Here is a 16,499-nt window from a genome sequence, read left to right on the forward strand (position 1 = left end):
CCTCCTCGTTTGAGGCGGACGTTAGTTACATCGACGTTGCATGGACGTTGCACGCGTACTCGGCGGCCAGGTCGGCGACGCGGCGGGCGGCGACCAGATCGTTCGGGGCGAGCAGCGCGTAGGCCTCCCAGATCTCCAGGTCCTCGGCGCCCCACGGGGAGTTCAGCCAGGTCTGCAACAGGCGCCGGTCACCGGTGCCCAGGATCGCGGCGCGCAGGCGGTCGTCGATCATGCGCCGGAGCCGGACGATGCCGGGCGCGTCACTCGCCGGCAGCAGCGGGCCGGGGTAGGCGGCGAGAGCCGACGCGACCTGTCCGTTCTCCAGGGCACTCGTCAGCGTTCCGAAGTCCGTCGTCGGCTGGGTGCGCAGCCGATAGGGACGCGACTCGAGCAGCTCGGGGCCGAGGATCCTGCGCAGCCGGGACAGCTCCGCCCGGACGGTCACCGGGCTCACGTCGTCGCCGTAGAGGTCGAAGCCCAGTTGATCACCTGTCCGGCCCTCGGGGTGCGTCGTGAGCAGGACGAGCAGTTCCGAGTGGCGTCTCTTGAGACTCCTGCGGACCTCTCCGGAGGCGAGAAAGGCCTCGTCCCGGCCGAGCGCCGTGACCGCCGGGGAGTCCCGGCGAGGTTCGAGCCCGCGGAGGTACGTCTCGGCGGCCAGCGCGGTGGCCCGGACGAGCGCCAGACTGTGCGGGTTGGCCAGGTGATCACCACCGGTCACGTCGATCGCGCCGAGCAGCCGTCCGGCCGGGTCGTGGATCGGGGCGGCGGTGCACGTCCACCGCTGCACCGGGCGGCTGAAATGCTCGGTCGCGAAGATCTGCAGCGCGTGGTCGACGGCGAGCGCGGTGCCCGGCGCGTTCGTGCCGGCGTGCGCCTCGTCCCAGCGGGCGCCGGGCACGAAGTTCATCGACGCCGCCCCGCGCAGCGTGCCCGCGTGGCCCTCGACCCAGAGCAGCCGCCCGTGCGCGTCGCAGACCGCCAGGATGTGATCGCCGTCGTCGGCCAGCCCGCCGAGCAGATCCCGGAAGAGCGGCATGACCCGCGCCAGGGGGTGCGTCGGCCGGTATGCCTCCAGCTCGTCGTCGCAGAGGTCGATCGGGGCGGTGGCGTCGGCGCCGATCGACCGCGCGGACCGCGCCCACGACTCGGCGACGACCGTGCGGATCCGCTCCGGGGGGAGGCCGCCCGCCAGACTGTGCTCGTTCAAGAACTGTTCATGGGCGCGTCCGACCTGACGGATCCGCTCGGCGGGATCGGCACCGGGGGTCAGGGCAAGCCACGGATTCACGGGCAGCACCTCCAGACCCACCCATCGTGACGCGCGTCACGCATCGAGACAACAGCCTCTATGCTCACGGCCGTGCAGCCGTGGCCGCGTACCGAAGAAGAGGCTCTTGCCGAGCAGGACCGGCTGCGCGCCCGCGTGGTGACCGAGCCCGGACCGGCGTCCCCGGCGACGGTGGCGGGGCTGGACGTGGCCTACGACGACTCCGGCGACCGGCTGGGTGCGGCCGTCGTCGTGCTGGACGCCACCGACCTCTCGGTGCGGGACACGGCGGTGATCAAAGGCAGACCCGCTTTCCCGTACGTGCCGGGGCTGTTCGCCTTCCGCGAAGTCCCGGCGCTGATGGCGGCGCTGGAGAAGCTCACCGTGCGGCCGGACGTGCTGATCTGCGACGGACACGGGCTGGCGCATCCACGGCGCTTCGGGCTCGCCTCGCACCTGGGCGTGCTGACCGATCTCCCGTCCTTCGGGGTCGGCAAGACCCGGCTGATCGGGGAGTGGGAGCCGGTCGGCGAGGCGCGCGGGAGCCGCTCGGCGCTGGTCGACGCCGGCGAGACGATCGGCGCGGTGCTGCGCACGCAGGACGGCGTGAAACCGGTCTTCGTCTCGGCCGGGCACCGGATCGACCTGGACGGCGCGTGCGCGCTGACACTGCGACTGGCACGGCGGTTCCGCCTGCCGGAGACCACCCGTGCGGCGGACCGGATCTGCCGTGATCTTCTGCGCTGAGGGCGCGGTGGTGGGGATAAAAGCTTGCCGGTCCCCACGCTCCGATAGCCTCAGCCGAAACGGGGTTTATTCGATTAGGAGTGAGCTGGTGCTCGATCTGTCCCAGATCATCAAGGCGTACGACGTCCGGGGGGTGGTCCCGGACCAGTTCAACGAGCCGGTGGCCCGGGCGATCGGCACGGCGTTCATCGAGATGTTGCGCGAGTCCGGCGATCAGCCCGACCAGATCGTCGTCGCGCACGACATGCGCGAGTCGGGCCCGGGCCTGGCCGCAGCGTTCGCCCGCGGCGTCAACGCGGCCGGGGCGGCCGTGATCAACATCGGACTGGCCTCGACGGACCAGCTCTACTACGCCTCCGGGTCGCTGGGCCTGCCCGGCGCGATGTTCACCGCCAGTCACAACCCGGCGCAGTACAACGGGATCAAGCTGTGCCGCTCCGGCGCCCGCCCGGTCGGGCAGGACAGCGGTCTCGCGGTGGTCCGCCAGCGCGCGCAGCAGCTGCTGCGCGACCTGAACGCGGAGGCCGACGGCCCGTCCCGGGTGGAGGAGCGGGACCTGCTCGGCGATTACGCCGCGCACCTGCGCTCGCTGGTCGACCTCAGTGGCATCCGCCCGCTCAAGGTCATCGTGGACGCCGGCAACGGCATGGGCGGCTACACCGTCCCGGCCGTGCTCGGCGACCAGGTCCTCACCGCGCTGCCGCTGACCATCGTGCCGCTCTTCTTCGAGCTGGACGGCTCGTTCCCGAACCACGAGGCCAACCCGCTGGACCCGAAGAACCTGGTCGACCTGCAGAACGCGGTGCGCGAGCAGGGCGCCGACATCGGCCTGGCCTTCGACGGCGACGCGGACCGCTGCTTCGTGATCGACGAGAAGGGCGACCCGGTCTCGCCGTCCGCGGTCACCGCGCTGGTCGCCGCCCGCGAGCTGGCCAAGTTCCCGGGCAGCACGATCATCCACAACCTGATCACGTCGTCCGCGGTCCCGGAGATCATCCTGGAGAACGGCGGCAAGCCGATCCGCAGCCGCGTCGGCCACTCGTTCATCAAGGCCGAGATGGCGCAGAGCAACGCGGTCTTCGGCGGCGAGCACTCGGCGCACTACTACTTCCGCGACTTCTGGTTCGCCGACACCGGCATGCTCGCCGCGATGCACGTGCTCGCCGCGCTCGGCGGGCAGGAGCTGCCGCTCTCCGAGTTCGCCGCGGAGTACGAGCGGTACGTCGCCTCGGGTGAGATCAACTCCACGGTGGCCGACGCCGCCGAGAAGAGCCGCGAGGTCCGGGCCGCGTTCCCGGACGCCCAGGTGGACGATCTGGACGGTCTGACCTTCTCGTTCGAGGACGGGGCCTGGTTCAACCTGCGCGCGTCCAACACCGAGCCGCTGCTGCGGCTGAACGTGGAGGCTCCGGACGCCGCGCGGATGGCCTCGCTCAGGGACGACGTGCTCGCCATCGTTCGCGGATAGGATCGCCGGGGACATGCTCGCGCGGGCTCCCGCCCGCGCGAGTTGTCCGTTGCATCCGTTTCGGCGAAGGAGTAGACAAGGTGGCGCTCGATCCACAGCTGCTGGATATCCTGGCCTGCCCGGACACCCATCACGCGCCCCTCGACTACGACGCCGGCGGCCAGACGCTGACGTGCACGGAGTGCGGCCGGATCTTCGAGATCAGGGACGACATCCCGATCCTCCTCCTCGACGAGGCGCGCTTGCCGCAGCAGGCCGCGGGGGAGGAGAAGAACTGATGGTGAACCCCTTGGAGGGCGCGTCCGGGGTCAACGGCCACCGCGTCGCCGACGAGTCGCTGCTCAACGACGAGAAGTCGATGCTCGCCAACGACCCGGGCGGCATGCTGCGAGCCACCGCCTCGGCCGGCGCCCAGGTCCGTGAGGCCGCGGCCCTGGCCGCCGAGGTCGACCTGAGCATGCTCGCCGACGAGGGCCGCCCGCGTGCCGTCGTGGTCGCCGGCATCGGCACCGCCGGCCTGACCGGCAACATCCTGTCCACCGTCGCCGGCCCGCGCTGCCCGGTCCCGATCATCGGGCACCGCAGCGCCGGCATCCCCGGCTGGGTGGGCGCGGCCGACGTGGTGATCGCGGTGTCCGCCTCCGGCCGCAGCCCCGAGGCGCTGGCCGCCGCCGAGGCCGCGGCGCGGCGCGGCGCCCGCCTGGTCGCCATCGGCAATCCGGACTCCGAGCTCGAGGCCATGGCCGAGCGGGCCCGTGCGCCGTTCATCGGCGTGCCGCGCCGTGCCCCGGCCCGTGCCACCCTCTGGGGCCTGGTCGTGCCGGTCCTGTTCGCCGGCCGCGCGCTGGGCCTGGTGAAGGTCACCGAGGCGGACATCGCCGAGACCGCGACCCGGCTGGACGCGGACGCCGAGCGCTGCCGCCCCGGCGCCGACTCGTTCGTCAACCCGGCCAAGTCGCTCGCGCTCGGCCTGGCCGGCTCGGTGCCGATCGTCTGGGGTTCGTCCCCGCTGGCCACCGTGGCGGCCCGCCGCTTCGGCGACACCCTCGCCGCGAACGCCCGGTACCCGGTGATGGCCGGTGCGCTCGGCGAGGCCGGCCGCGGCCGGGTGGGCCTGCTCGACGGCGTCTTCGGCGGTCTGGCCGAGGGCTCCCGCGACATCTTCGCCGACCCGGACTCCGAGGACGAGGCGGTCACCCGGCTGCGCCTGGTGGTGCTGCGCGACGGCGGTCTCAACCCGGAGGACGACGCCGACGAGCCGGTCGCGGTCGAGGAGCGCCGGGCGGATGCCATCCAGACCCTCGCCGATCGCCGTGGCGTACGCTGCGACGTGCTTACCGCCGAAGGCGGTTCGGCGCTGGAGCGGCTCGCCTCCCTCGTGGCGGTGCCCGACTTCGCGTCGTTGTACCTGGCCCTGGCGCACGGCTTGGACCCGATGGCCGTGCCCGCCATCAGTGAGATGAAGGAGCTGTCCAACCCGATGCCAGAGGGACTGCAGTGAGCGCCGGCGGCGGCACCAAGGCGATCATCGCGGCGCTGAGCGCCAACCTGGGAATTGCGGCAACCAAGTTCGGCGCCTGGTTCCTGACCGGCTCGTCGTCGATGCTGGCCGAGGCGATCCACTCGGTGGCCGACTCCGGCAACCAGTTGTTGCTGCTGGTCGGCGGCAAGCAGGCGAAGAAGAAGGCGACACCCGAACACCCTTTCGGGTACGGGCGTGAGCGTTACATCTACGCGTTCATCGTCTCGATCGTGCTGTTCAGTGTCGGCGGTCTGTTCGCCCTCTACGAGGCGTGGCACAAGATCCAGCACCCCGAGCCGATCACGGAGTGGAAGTGGGTGCCGGTCGCCGTCCTGGTCGTGGCGATCGGCCTGGAGTCCTACTCGTTCTACACCGCGATCACCGAGTCCAACCACACCCGTGGCAAGACCTCGTGGGTGGACTTCGTGCGCCGGGCCAAGGCGCCCGAGCTGCCGGTGGTCCTCCTGGAGGACGCCGGGGCCCTGGTCGGCCTGGTGCTCGCGCTCTTCGGCGTGAGCCTGACCCTGATCACCGGTGACGGTGTGTGGGACGGCATCGGCACGGCGGCGATCGGGATCCTGCTGGTGGCGATCGCGGCCGTCCTGGCGGTGGAGACCAAGAGCCTGCTGCTCGGCGAGGGTGCCAACCCGGACACGGTGGCCAAGATCGAGCAGGCCGTGCTCGCCGGTGCGGGCATCGAGCGGATCATCCACATGAAGACGCTGCACCTGGGCCCCGAGGAGTTGCTGGTCGGGCTGAAGATCGCGGTGCCGAAGTCGGAGACCGCGGCCGAGGTCGCCAACCACATCGACGAGACCGAGTCGCGGATCCGCGAGGCGGTCCCGATCGCCCGGGTGATCTACATCGAGCCGGACATCTACCGTGCTCGTGAGGCCGCCGACGAGACGGTGCCCTCCGCGCCACCCGCCATCGCCTGACACTGCTAATTTGCCGGGTATGACCGTGTACCCGCTGACCGGAGTGATCCGGCCGTATGCCTGGGGATCCCGGACCGCGATCGCCGAGCTGCAGGGACGTCCCGCCCCCACCGAGGGGCCGGAGGCGGAACTGTGGCTCGGCGCGCACCCGGGTGACCCGTCCACAGTTCCGGGCCCGGACGGGCCGGTCTCCCTGACCACCCTCATCGACGGCGACCCGGGCGGGCAGCTCGGTTCCGGCGTGGCCGAACGATTCGGCGCCCGCCTGCCGTACCTGATGAAGGTCCTCGCCGCTGGAGCGCCGCTCTCCTTGCAGGCACATCCGGATCTGAAGTACGCCGCCGAGGCGTTCGCCCGGCAGGAGGCCGACCCGTCCCTGCCGAAGAACTACACCGACGCGAACCACAAGCCGGAGATGCTCGTCGCGCTCACCCCGTTCGACGCGCTCTGCGGCTTCCGGCCGGCCGAGGTGTCCGCCCTGGTCCTCGCCGAGCTCGACCTGCCCCAGCTCGCGCCGGTGGTGACCGCCCTGCGCGGCGGTGACCTGGCCGAGGCCGTCCGCCTGCTGCTCAGCTGGCCCGCCGACGACCGCCCGGCGCTGATCGACGCCGTGGTGGCCGCGGCGTCCCGGGCCGGGGACACGCACCCGCACACCGAGTCGTTCCGGCTGGCGATCGACCTGGCCGGGCATTACCCCGGCGACCCCGGCGTCCTGGTGGCGCTGCTGCTCAACCTGGTGCACCTGGCGCCCGGCGAGGCCATCTGGATGCCGGCCGGAAACCTGCACGCCTACCTGCACGGGCTCGGCGTCGAGCTGATGGCGGCCAGCGACAACGTGCTCCGCGGCGGCCTCACGCCCAAGCGGGTGGACGTGGACGAGCTGCTCAACGTGCTGCGCTTCGAGACGCTCGACGATCCGCTGCTGCACGGGGCCGAGATCGCGCCCGGGGTGACCTCGTGGCGGGTGCCGGTGCGGGACTTCGAGCTGTACCGGGTCGAGCTCGTCGAGAACCGGCCGCCGGTGCGGCTCCCGGGGAGCGGGCCGCGGATCCTGCTCGCCGCCGCCGGGGACGTGCACCTCGGTGAGGACCACGGGACTCCGGTCTCGCTCGGGCCGGGGACGGCGGCGTACGCGCCGGCGGAGGCCGGGGTGCTGACCGCCGCGGGGCTGGGGACGCTCTTCGTCGCCGCTGTCCCGGCTTGACCTCTGCCCGGCCACGGGTGCCTGGCCACGGTGCCCGGCCATGGCTGTCGGGGCCGGGCACAAGCCGCCCCAAGGCCTCGCGTGGGCCCGGCCGGGTCGTCCGCCCGGCAGTGATCGTCTGACGGAGAGCTGCGCCGTCGGCGGGGCGGTGTTCGAGGTTTGTCGCGCTGGGTGAGCGAATCCGGACGCGCCGTGCCCGAAATTTCTGGAAATAACTTGACATGGCATGTGCGGAGTGTGAATCTATAACCACGCAGCGTCATTGGTGATCGGGGGGTCCCACGGGCGCGCGCGGTACCAAACCGGGGGGATGAACGGGGCGGCGGGTTTCGACCTGTCGCCCCGTTCGCTATTCCGGCCCCCTGCGGCCCGCCACCGTGACCGGCCGTCGCCGAATGGGCGCTTCAGTGCTCGATGTGCGATTTCGTGGCCCGTTTCCAGGCGGGTCGAGAATCGGGTTGAACCGAGCCGGTGCGCGTCCGCACGCCTCTTCATCGCCGACCTTTCGGAGTTCGTTCCCGAATAGGCTCCGTGCCGTTCGGCAGCTCGTCGTGTCTCCCTTCCGGTTCCGGCCGTCAGCGTGTTCCCGAGGCCGGATCCGCGTCATTGCGGACGGCGGCCGGCGGATCTGCGAGGGGCGCCGCTCCGGCGGCACCACCCGTCGGCACGCATCACGGCGCCTGCCCCGGGCGCGTTTACCGGCTCCGGCGGCACCGAATGCGGATAAAGGTGCTTTCCAAGGACCAAGTATGACGAATCTCGTCTCTGTGCCGTCATGCCCCGGCGACGCGCCCGAGCCGACTGGTCACCTGTACGGATGACGATCCCGTCACGTGACCCGTCCGCCCGTCGAGCCCGATCGCAGCGCCGTGATTGGGTCATGAGAAGGGCGACTGGGCACGTATCAAGCCCCTCACCTGCGCACCGATTGCGGAAACCGGGTTTCTGCCACGCGGGACGACCGCCGTCATCGGTGCGGAATCGCGCGGCGACAGCGAAGTGCGGGAACCGACAAGCCGCACGCTTTCCATACGGAGTCGCACTGCAAGTTGCAATCGGCCATTGATACGCCGATATGGTGGCTGCGTGGCGAGGCCGACATCGACAGCGCGCCGGGACCTCGGCGGCGAATTGCGCCGGCTCCGTGGCGAGCGCCGGGCGGTGGACGTGGCTACCGCGCTGGGCTGGTCGGAGTCGAAGCTGAGCCGGATCGAGACGGCGCACACCGGGATCACCGAGACGGACCTGGACCGTCTGCTCACCCTCTACGGCGTGCGCGTCGAGGATCGCGGGCGCCTCCGCGACCTGGCCAAACGCGGCCGTGCCCGGGCCTGGTGGACGCAGTACCGGTCGTTCGTCACCGATCCGTACGACGAGTACCTCGCCCTCGAAGGTGAGGCGATCTCGATCTCGCAGTGGGAGGCGCAGGTCATGCCGGGCCTGCTGCAGACCGGTGAGTACGCGCGCGCCGTGATCGAGACCGGCGCCGGGATCGGTGACGACGAGGTGGTCGAGCGCCGGGTCAACGTGCGGATGGACCGCCAGCGCGTCTTCACCCGGGAACCACCGGCGACGCTGCGGGTCGTCCTGGACGAGGGCGTGCTGCTGCGTGCCGTGGGTGGCCGGGAGGTGCTGGCCCGGCAGCTGACCCGGCTGTACGACGCCACCGTCCAGCCCGGCGTCGAGGTTCAGATCCTGCCGTTCGCGTCCGGGGCGCACGCCGGCCTGACCGAGTCGTTCCTGGTGCTCGAGTTCCCGGACGGGACACGTAACCCGGTCGTGCACTCCGAAGGGTTGACAGGCGGTCACTTCCGGGTGAAGCCGGAGGACATCGAGGTGTACCGAGACGCCTTTGATGACCTGCGCGAACGCGCTTTGTCGAAAGAAGAGAGCCGAACGGTCATCGCTGAGACGAGGGATCGTTTGACTCGGTGAGGCCTCACGGTGAGGTCCAATGGAGCTGCATTTCCATTGGAAGGGGAGAAACCATGCAGGACGCCACGACCACTTGGCGTAAGAGCAGCCGGAGTGGCGCTGCTGGGCATTGTGTCGAGGTGGCCAACACTTCGGCAGCGGTTCTGGTGCGCGACTCCAAGGACGCCACCGGCCCGGTGCTGAGCTTCGGCACGCAGGACTGGACCGGATTCCTCAGCGGAGTCCGTGCGGGCGAGTTCGACCGGCCCGGCGCGTAACAGCCGTATCCCGCTGGTGCGCGCCACGGGCGGTCCCGGTCCGGGACCGCCCGTTTTCATGTCCTCACCCAGCGCTTCCGGGCGTTCACGGCCTTCTGGGAGAGGTGTCCTTTCGCGTAGGCTGCCGGGCAAGATCGCCCCCCCGGGTAGCGCGGGGGCCGGGAGGACAGTGCAATATTGGACCGCATGAGAGCCCGGGTACTGGTCGTCGACGACGATCCCGCGTTGGCCGAGATGCTCGGCATCGTCCTGCGCAGTGAGGGATTCCTGCCCTCGTTCGTGGCGGACGGCGAACGCGCGCTCGCCGCTTTCCGGGAGAATCGCCCGGACATCGTTCTGCTGGACCTGATGCTGCCCGGGATGAGCGGCATCGACGTCGCGCGTGCGATCCGTGCCGAGTCCGGCATCCCGATCGTGATGCTCACCGCGAAGAGCGACACCGTCGACGTGGTGCTCGGCCTGGAGTCCGGCGCCGACGACTACGTGGTGAAGCCGTTCAAGCCCAAGGAGCTGGTCGCCCGGATGCGGGCACGCCTGCGCCGGGGCGAGGACGCCGCGCCGGAGATGCTCACCATCGGCCCGCCCGGCAACCAGATCACCATCGACGTGCCGGCGCACACCGTGTCGCGGGACGGCGAAGAGGTCAAGCTCACCCCGCTCGAGTTCGACCTGCTGGTGGCCCTGGCCCGCAAGCCGCGCCAGGTGTTCACCCGCGAGGTGCTGCTCGAGCAGGTCTGGGGTTACCGGCACGCGGCCGACACCCGGCTGGTCAACGTGCACGTTCAGCGACTGCGGGCGAAGATCGAACCCGACCCGGAGCGACCGGAGATCATCCTGACGGTCCGTGGTGTCGGCTACAAGGCGGGCACCGGCTGATCGCCGCGAGCGGCTAATGTTGCCGCGTTATGCGCGCTCCGGCCTGGCTTCCCGAACCTGTGCGCCGCGTCCTCCGGGTGGTGCGGCGTGGCTGGCGCGTGGTCGCGCACCGGCTGGAGCGTTACAGCGCGCCGGTGCGCCGTTCCTGGCGGCGCTCGCTCCAGGTCCGCGTCGTCACGCTGACCCTGGTCGCGTCGAGCCTGCTGGTGGGCACGTTCGGCTGGTTCATCGCCGACCGCAGCGCCAATATCCTGCTGGACCGTGCGCAGGACGAGGTCTCCGCATCCCTGCAACGCAAGGTGCTCTGGGCCTCCGATCAGCTCGGGGTGCATCCGCAGGCTTACGATCCGGAGATCTCCGCCACGATCCTCGAGACGGTCAACGAGCTCTCCGACGGTGATCAGGCCGGCGACAGCGACACCGTGGTGTCGCTGCGCGCGGAGCAGTTCCCGGAGATCCGTCCGACGACCGTGGGGCCGGTCGGCACCGACGACCTGATCACCAAGTCGATGATCGGCACGGTGGCGTCCGACGCCCGGGTGGCCCGGCAGATCCGCACCGTCCACGTCAACGGCCACGCGACGAAATACCTGGTGTACGGGTCGCCCGTGCAGACCAAGTTCGGCCACGTCGAGCTCTACTACGCCGTCCCGCTGACCACCGAGGACCGCGCCGCCAACCAGATCCGTACCACCGTGCTGGTCACCGGTCTGGCCCTGGTGGTCCTGCTGGGCGTGGTGGCCGGCCTGGTCACCCGGTTGGTGGTGACCCCGGTGCGGGTGGCCGCGCGGACCGCCCAGCGCCTCTCGGCGGGTCTGCTGGACCAGCGGATGAAGGTGGACGGCGAGGACGACCTGGCCCTGCTCGCGGCCGCGTTCAACCAGATGGCGGCGAACCTGCAGCGGCAGATCGTCCGGCTGGAGGAGATGTCCCGCCTGCAGCGGCGCTTCACCTCTGACGTGTCGCACGAGCTGCGCACCCCGCTGACCACGGTACGGATGGCCGCCGACCTGATCTTCTCGGAGCGCGAGGAGTTCGACCCGGCCGTGGCGCGCAGCGCCGAGCTGCTGCAGGCCGAGCTGGACCGGTTCGAGGGCCTGCTCACCGACCTGCTGGAGATCAGCCGGTTCGACGCCGGGTTCGCCGCGCTGGATTCCGAGCACACCGACCTGGTCCCCGTCGTGGAGCGGGTCGCGGAACGGCTCACCGGCCTGGCCGAGCGGGTGGGCGTCGAGCTGGAGCTGCACCTCCCGGAGAGCCCGGTGATCGCCGAGGTCGACGCGCGCCGGGTCGAGCGGGTGGTGCGGAACCTGGTCGGCAACGCGGTCGAGCACGGCGAGGCGAGGCCGGTGCAGATCACCATGGCGGCCGACGACGCGGCGGTCGCGATCACCGTGCGCGACCACGGCATCGGTCTCAAGCCCGGTGAGGAACGCCTGGTCTTCAACCGCTTCTGGCGGGCCGATCCGTCCCGGGCCCGGCAGACCGGCGGCACCGGGCTGGGCCTGTCGATCAGCGCGGAGGATGCCCGGTTGCACGGCGGCTGGCTGGAGGCGTGGGGCGCGCCCGGTGAGGGTGCCCAGTTCCGGCTGACGCTGCCGATCCGGGCCGGGGACCGGCTGGTCGCCGCCCCGCTGCCGCTGATCCCCCGGGACCGGACAGCGGAGGTGAGCTGATGATCCGTCACGCCCGGCCGATTGCCCTGCCGGCCGTCGTCGCGCTGCTGGCGCTGGTGACCGGCGCCTGCGGGATTCCCGACGAGTCCGGGGTGACAGTGGTCGGCGCCGGCCCCTCACCCGGGATCACCTCGGGCGTCGAGCACGATCCGGGCGAGATCTCCCGGGACGCCGCCTCCGAGCGGGTGGCCTTCGTGGAGAACTATCTGAAGGTCGCGGCCGGTGACCTGGACTCGGCGGCCGACCGGATGCGCACGTTCATGACCGACGGCGCAAAGCATCGGTTCGAGCCCAAGGGCGCTGACCTGGCGGTGATCCGCCTGACCGCCCCACCGTTGTGGAACCAGGGCAGCGACGTCGTGCAGCTCTCCTACGAGCAGGTCGGCACGCTGGACAAGTTCGGCCTGCTGGAGCCGGCCAGCGAGGCCCGGCCGGGCACGTACGACATCAGGGTCGTCCAGGTGGCGGGCCAGTCCGGCTACTTCGTCGCCGACGCGCCGCCGGTGCTGCTGATCAGTGTCGACGCGCTGCGGAACTACTACCAGGAACACACGATCTACTTCTGGAACACCGACTACACCAGTCTGGTGCCGGACGTCCGCTACATGCCGGATCGGACCCCGGCCGAGCAGCGGCCCACCACGGTGATGAACTGGCTGGTGAACGGCCCGGCGCCGTGGCTCTCGGCCGCCGACTTGGCCGACGGCACCACGCTGATCGGCAAGGTGCCCGAGATCAGGGAGGGCAAGCTCTCGATCACGCTGAACACGCAGGGGCTGCCGGCGACGGACACCGCCCTGGCACTGGACCGGCTGCGCCGGCAACTGCAGTGGTCACTGCGGCCGTTCCTGTCCGGGAGCACCCAGCTGGATCTGAAGTTCGGCCACCAGGAAGCCGGGTCGTACTCCGGTGACGACTACCACACGAGCAACCTGGCGTCCCGGCTCACCACCGATCCCGAGGCGTTCGCGATCTACGACAGCCGGATCCGGCGGATCTCCGAGTCGGCCAAGGCGACCGCCCAGCCTCCGGTGCTCGTGCCGGAGCAGAACAAGGACATCCGCCGGGCCGCGATGGCCTCCTCGGCCGTGAACACCTACGCGGCAGTGGTGACCGGCAGCGGCAAGTCGGCCGACGTGCTGAAGGTGGCCGCCGCCGGCACCGACGCGCTCGCCCAGCTGCAGCCGATCAGCGGGCTGTCCGGCACCCTCGGCACGCCCACCTGGGCGATCATGGACCCGAACAAGCTCGATGGCGCGGTCGGCCTGATCACGGCGGACGGCAAGCTGTTCTCGTTCGCCCCGGCGGAGAGCCGCGCCCAGCCGATCCCGTGGAGCGGCCCCGGCGCGAGGATCAGCGCGATCGCGGTGGCGCCGGACGGCCGGCGGGTGGTCCTGGTGGTGGACGGCAGGCTGTTCCGCGCGTCGCTGACCATGAACGGGGACACGCCGGCGCTCGGCGCTCCGCAGCAGTTGCGGCCGGCCGGGCTGCTGACGGTGACCGCGGTGAGCTTCAACAGCGAGGACTCGCTGATCGTGGGTGGCATCCGGGCCGCGGACAACCGGACCACGATCCTGGACGTGTCGATCGACGGCGCGCTGCAGAACGTGCGGCTGGGCGACCTCGGTGACAAGCCGGTCGAGTCGCTGGCCTCCTACCCGGCGAACCCGCTGCGGCCGAGCCGGACCGCGGTGGCCGTCTCCTACCTCTACACGGGCAAAGCGTGGCAGATGCTCTCCACGGCGCAGGAGATCAGCCCGGACAAGCTGGCCGGCGTGACCGCGTCGCAGGCGCCCGGCAACCTCGTGCCCACGGCACCCTTCTATCTGGAATGACGGACCTTTTCGGGGAACTCGCCGACCTGGTGCTGCCGAGTGCCTGCGCGGGCTGCGGCGCCGAGCGGACCCGGCTGCGGCACGGCGCCTGCCCGGCCTGCGTGGCCGAGCTGGAGGGGCTGCGACCGGCCTGGTCGTCGCCGAGCCCACCGCCGCGGGGCTTCCCGCCCTGCGTGGCGGTCGGGCCGTATGCGGGCGCGCTGCGCGGGGCCCTGCTGGCGTACAAGGAGAAGGGCCGTCATCGTCTCGCCGGACCGCTCGGCGCGCTGCTCGCCGGCGCCGTGGCGGCGATCGTGCCCCGTGACCGCCCGGTGCTGATCGTCCCGATCCCGTCCACCAGGGCGGCCCGGCGGGAGCGCTACGGCGACCACATGACGCGCCTGAGCACGCACGCCGCGCACCGGCTGCGTGCCGCCGGCTGGACGGCCCGGGTCGGGCATCCGCTGCGGGCCCTGGCCAAGCCTGACTCGACGTCACTGGACGCTGCCGCAAGGTCGACAGCGGCTGTCAATTCCCTGCGAATCAATCCGGCCCGAATCGGCAATCCGCGGCGCGGCGACGCGATGCGAGGCACGCTGGTGATAGCGGACGACATCGTCACCACCGGGGCCACGCTGGCCGCCGCGGTACGTCGTCTAGAGGAGGCGGACATGCAGGTCACGGGCGCCGCGGTACTGGCAGCGACACAACTTCGCCGAAACCGCCCGGGAATTTGACTGCAGTCAAGCCTGCGTGCGCCGATAGAGGCGAACGTCAGCCATCCGGTATCCCCAACGAGGGGTGACTCGCAGGGATCGGCAGGTTAGCGTCTAGGTGACGAGGGTAGGGTTCATCAACTTACCCACCACCGGGAACAGCGCTTTCCGCCGTACCGGAAAGGAGTCGTCTCACCCACGTCTGCCGCGCCTCTTCCGTGTCTCTTCCAGGTGCGCGGCGTCCTTCTCAAGCATCACGATGCGCCGCATCCGGCGCCCCAAAGATCAACGTTGGGGGAGGTCACGAGTGGACATTGTCGTCAAGGGCCGCAACGTAGAGGTTCCCGACCACTACCGAGAGCATGTCGCCGAGAAGCTGAGCAAGGTCGAGCGTTACGACCAGAAGCTGATCCGAGTCGACGTCGAGTTGTTCCACGAGCGCAATCCGCGCCAGTCCGACACCTGTCAGCGTGTCGAGATCACCGTCCTGACCAAGGGTCCGGTGGTTCGCGCCGAGGCTCAGGCACAGGATTTCTACGCAGCTCTGGACTGCGCCTTCAGCAAACTGGACGCCCGGTTGCGCCGCTCCGCCGACCGGCGCCGCGTCCACCGCGGACGGCACGCGCCAGTTTCGGTCGCCGCCGCCACCGCGAACCTCCCCACCGACCTGACCAGGGGTGGCGCCGCCACGCTGACCGCCGAGCCAGAGGCCGAGGAACTGGTCGAGCACGAGGACGGCCAGCCATGGCGCATCGTGCGCGAGAAAGAGCACTCCGGCGAGCCGATGACCGTCGACGACGCGCTCTTCCAGATGGAACTCGTGGGCCACGACTTCTACCTGTTCCACGACAAGGAGAGCGGCCGCCCCAGCGTCGTCTATCGCCGTCGTGGCTACGACTACGGAATCCTCAGCCTGGCTGGGTGAGTTTCCCGCCGGAGGCCTGCGCGAGCAGGTCTTCGGCGAGCAACACGAACTGGACGTCGTCGTTGCGGGTGCCGGCCATGCCGGGCAGCCGGGAGCGCAGGTATGCCTCCCGCCGGAATCCGGCTTTCTCCAGCACCCGCTGCGACCCCACGTTCTCCGGCAGCGTGCCGGCGATCAGGCGCGCGACACCGGTCTCGGCGAAGACCCACAGCGCCAGCAACTGCGCGGCGCGAGTGGTGAGGCCGCGCCCGCGGAAAGCCGGCAGCATGCTGTACCCGATCATCGCCTGGCCGGTCGGCGGCTCCTGGTAATACAGCCCGATCTCGCCGGCCCGGACGCCCGTCGCGGTGTCGACGATCACCAGGTCGGCCCGGGTGCCGGCGAGCCAGGCCGCGGCGGCGTGGGCGCACCGCTGCCGGAGTCTCTCCAGCGGCATCGGTGCCGGTGGCACGCTGGTCGCCACCACGTCCGGCTGATGGTGCAACTCGGTGTAGAACGCCAGGTCGTCCTCACCGAGCGGGCGCAGCGTCACCACGCCGTCGGTCAGCTCACCGCCGGGCAGGTCGGGCAGCAGCCGCTCGGCCGGCTCGCCGGAGTCACCGGCCAGCCGGGCGTAGACCAGCGCGTCGACGAGGCCGCCGCCCGCTGCCGGCAGCACGCCACGCCGCTCGCCCTCGCGTGTGTAACCGGCCGCCAGCGCGACCCGCTGGGCGACCGGATTGTCCTGATGGACGAGAAGTTCCACCCGCTGCAGGCGGGGCATCCCCGGCGCGCCGCTGAAGACACGCTCACTGAGGGTCCGCAGGGCGGCGGTCGCGATGCCGCGCCGACGCGCGTGCGGCCCGACCCAGAACCGGGCCTCGGCCGCGCCTCGCCCGGGCAGGAGGTGGCTCAGCTCGATGCCGCCGGCCGGGTGGTCCGCGCCGGCGGCCGTTATGGCGTACGTGTAATCGCTGGTCGTGCCCGGGATGAGCGGAAGGAACCGGCGGCCCTGGCGGTCGTCGCGTGTCGCGGCGAAAGCCGCCTCGTCCTGCGGGCCGAAGGCTCGCAGCCCAACCCCGTTGTGCTGATCCACCGGGCCATCCTGTCTCAGACTCGCCCGGCCGCCAAACAGGTTGCAAACGGTCGTCAACTGCGCTGTCAGCGAACTT

The 16,499-nt window shown here is 70.9% G+C and carries 15 protein-coding genes; 13 read left to right on the top strand and 2 right to left on the bottom strand.

Features of this window, described 5'->3' with window-relative positions; genetic code table 11:
- Positions 1-25: 25 nt before the first annotated feature.
- On the bottom strand, positions 26-1,291 hold the full coding sequence (locus Acy02nite_RS10730) for a GAF domain-containing protein (RefSeq protein ID WP_203739799.1): 1,266 nt from the start codon (positions 1,289-1,291) through the stop codon (positions 26-28).
- 60 nt (positions 1,292-1,351) lie between these two features.
- On the opposite strand from Acy02nite_RS10730, the gene nfi reads away from it, so the two are divergent.
- The 13 genes from nfi (at position 1,352) to hpf (ending at position 15,348) form a co-directional block, all read left to right on the top strand.
- Positions 1,352-2,017: a deoxyribonuclease V gene (gene nfi / locus Acy02nite_RS10735; protein ID WP_203739800.1), complete on the top strand. Its 666-nt coding sequence runs from the start codon at positions 1,352-1,354 to the stop codon at positions 2,015-2,017.
- A gap of 88 nt (positions 2,018-2,105) precedes the next feature.
- Complete coding sequence (locus tag Acy02nite_RS10740) at positions 2,106-3,485, top strand: phosphomannomutase/phosphoglucomutase (RefSeq protein ID WP_203739801.1); 1,380 nt, start codon at positions 2,106-2,108, stop codon at positions 3,483-3,485.
- 80 nt (positions 3,486-3,565) lie between these two features.
- Positions 3,566-3,763 (top strand): Trm112 family protein, encoded by a 198-nt coding sequence (locus Acy02nite_RS10745; RefSeq protein ID WP_203739802.1) that lies wholly within the window; start codon positions 3,566-3,568, stop codon positions 3,761-3,763.
- Entirely contained in the window at positions 3,763-4,986 is a 1,224-nt protein-coding gene (locus Acy02nite_RS10750) for an SIS domain-containing protein (protein ID WP_203739803.1), read from the top strand. Before Acy02nite_RS10745 ends, Acy02nite_RS10750 begins: the two co-directional genes overlap by 1 nt.
- Positions 4,983-5,945, top strand: a complete 963-nt coding sequence (locus Acy02nite_RS10755; protein WP_203739804.1) for a cation diffusion facilitator family transporter — start codon at positions 4,983-4,985, stop codon at positions 5,943-5,945. Before Acy02nite_RS10750 ends, Acy02nite_RS10755 begins: the two co-directional genes overlap by 4 nt.
- Before the next feature lie 19 nt (positions 5,946-5,964).
- A complete protein-coding gene (gene manA, locus Acy02nite_RS10760; protein ID WP_425548122.1) occupies positions 5,965-7,149 on the top strand; it encodes a mannose-6-phosphate isomerase, class I in 1,185 nt (394 codons plus the stop codon).
- A gap of 1,086 nt (positions 7,150-8,235) precedes the next feature.
- Complete coding sequence (locus Acy02nite_RS10765; protein ID WP_203739805.1) at positions 8,236-9,084, top strand: helix-turn-helix domain-containing protein; 849 nt, start codon at positions 8,236-8,238, stop codon at positions 9,082-9,084.
- 53 nt (positions 9,085-9,137) lie between these two features.
- On the top strand, positions 9,138-9,341 hold the full coding sequence (locus Acy02nite_RS10770) for a DUF397 domain-containing protein (RefSeq protein ID WP_203739806.1): 204 nt from the start codon (positions 9,138-9,140) through the stop codon (positions 9,339-9,341).
- Positions 9,342-9,527: 186 nt separating this feature from the next.
- Positions 9,528-10,217: an MtrAB system response regulator MtrA gene (gene mtrA, locus Acy02nite_RS10775; protein WP_014688036.1), complete on the top strand. Its 690-nt coding sequence runs from the start codon at positions 9,528-9,530 to the stop codon at positions 10,215-10,217.
- 29 nt (positions 10,218-10,246) lie between these two features.
- On the top strand, positions 10,247-11,893 hold the full coding sequence (mtrB, locus tag Acy02nite_RS10780; protein WP_203739807.1) for an MtrAB system histidine kinase MtrB: 1,647 nt from the start codon (positions 10,247-10,249) through the stop codon (positions 11,891-11,893).
- A complete protein-coding gene (locus tag Acy02nite_RS10785; RefSeq protein WP_203739808.1) occupies positions 11,893-13,728 on the top strand; it encodes an LpqB family beta-propeller domain-containing protein in 1,836 nt (611 codons plus the stop codon). Before mtrB ends, Acy02nite_RS10785 begins: the two co-directional genes overlap by 1 nt.
- On the top strand, positions 13,725-14,444 hold the full coding sequence (locus Acy02nite_RS10790; protein ID WP_203739809.1) for a ComF family protein: 720 nt from the start codon (positions 13,725-13,727) through the stop codon (positions 14,442-14,444). The genes Acy02nite_RS10785 and Acy02nite_RS10790 overlap by 4 nt, the downstream gene beginning before the upstream one ends.
- Positions 14,445-14,730: 286 nt before the next feature.
- Entirely contained in the window at positions 14,731-15,348 is a 618-nt protein-coding gene (gene hpf / locus Acy02nite_RS10795; RefSeq protein ID WP_203739810.1) for a ribosome hibernation-promoting factor, HPF/YfiA family, read from the top strand.
- Here the strand turns inward: hpf and Acy02nite_RS10800 are convergent.
- On the bottom strand, positions 15,332-16,423 hold the full coding sequence (locus tag Acy02nite_RS10800) for a GNAT family N-acetyltransferase (RefSeq protein WP_203739811.1): 1,092 nt from the start codon (positions 16,421-16,423) through the stop codon (positions 15,332-15,334). The genes hpf and Acy02nite_RS10800 overlap by 17 nt on opposite strands.
- Positions 16,424-16,499 lie beyond the last annotated feature (76 nt).

This window comes from Actinoplanes cyaneus (assembly GCF_016862095.1).
Classification (GTDB): Bacteria; Actinomycetota; Actinomycetes; order Mycobacteriales; family Micromonosporaceae; genus Actinoplanes; species Actinoplanes cyaneus.

What these genes read in the sequence shown, in the direction of transcription:
- nfi (WP_203739800.1), top strand. Translation starts at nt 1,352, where the DNA reads ATGCTCACGGCCGTGCAGCCGTGGCCGCGTACCGAAGAAGAGGCTCTT.
- Acy02nite_RS10750 (WP_203739803.1), top strand. Translation starts at nt 3,763, where the DNA reads ATGGTGAACCCCTTGGAGGGCGCGTCCGGGGTCAACGGCCACCGCGTC.
- manA (WP_425548122.1), top strand. Translation starts at nt 5,965, where the DNA reads ATGACCGTGTACCCGCTGACCGGAGTGATCCGGCCGTATGCCTGGGGA.
- Acy02nite_RS10770 (WP_203739806.1), top strand. Translation starts at nt 9,138, where the DNA reads ATGCAGGACGCCACGACCACTTGGCGTAAGAGCAGCCGGAGTGGCGCT.
- mtrA (WP_014688036.1), top strand. Translation starts at nt 9,528, where the DNA reads ATGAGAGCCCGGGTACTGGTCGTCGACGACGATCCCGCGTTGGCCGAG.
- mtrB (WP_203739807.1), top strand. Translation starts at nt 10,247, where the DNA reads ATGCGCGCTCCGGCCTGGCTTCCCGAACCTGTGCGCCGCGTCCTCCGG.
- Acy02nite_RS10785 (WP_203739808.1), top strand. Translation starts at nt 11,893, where the DNA reads ATGATCCGTCACGCCCGGCCGATTGCCCTGCCGGCCGTCGTCGCGCTG.
- Acy02nite_RS10790 (WP_203739809.1), top strand. Translation starts at nt 13,725, where the DNA reads ATGACGGACCTTTTCGGGGAACTCGCCGACCTGGTGCTGCCGAGTGCC.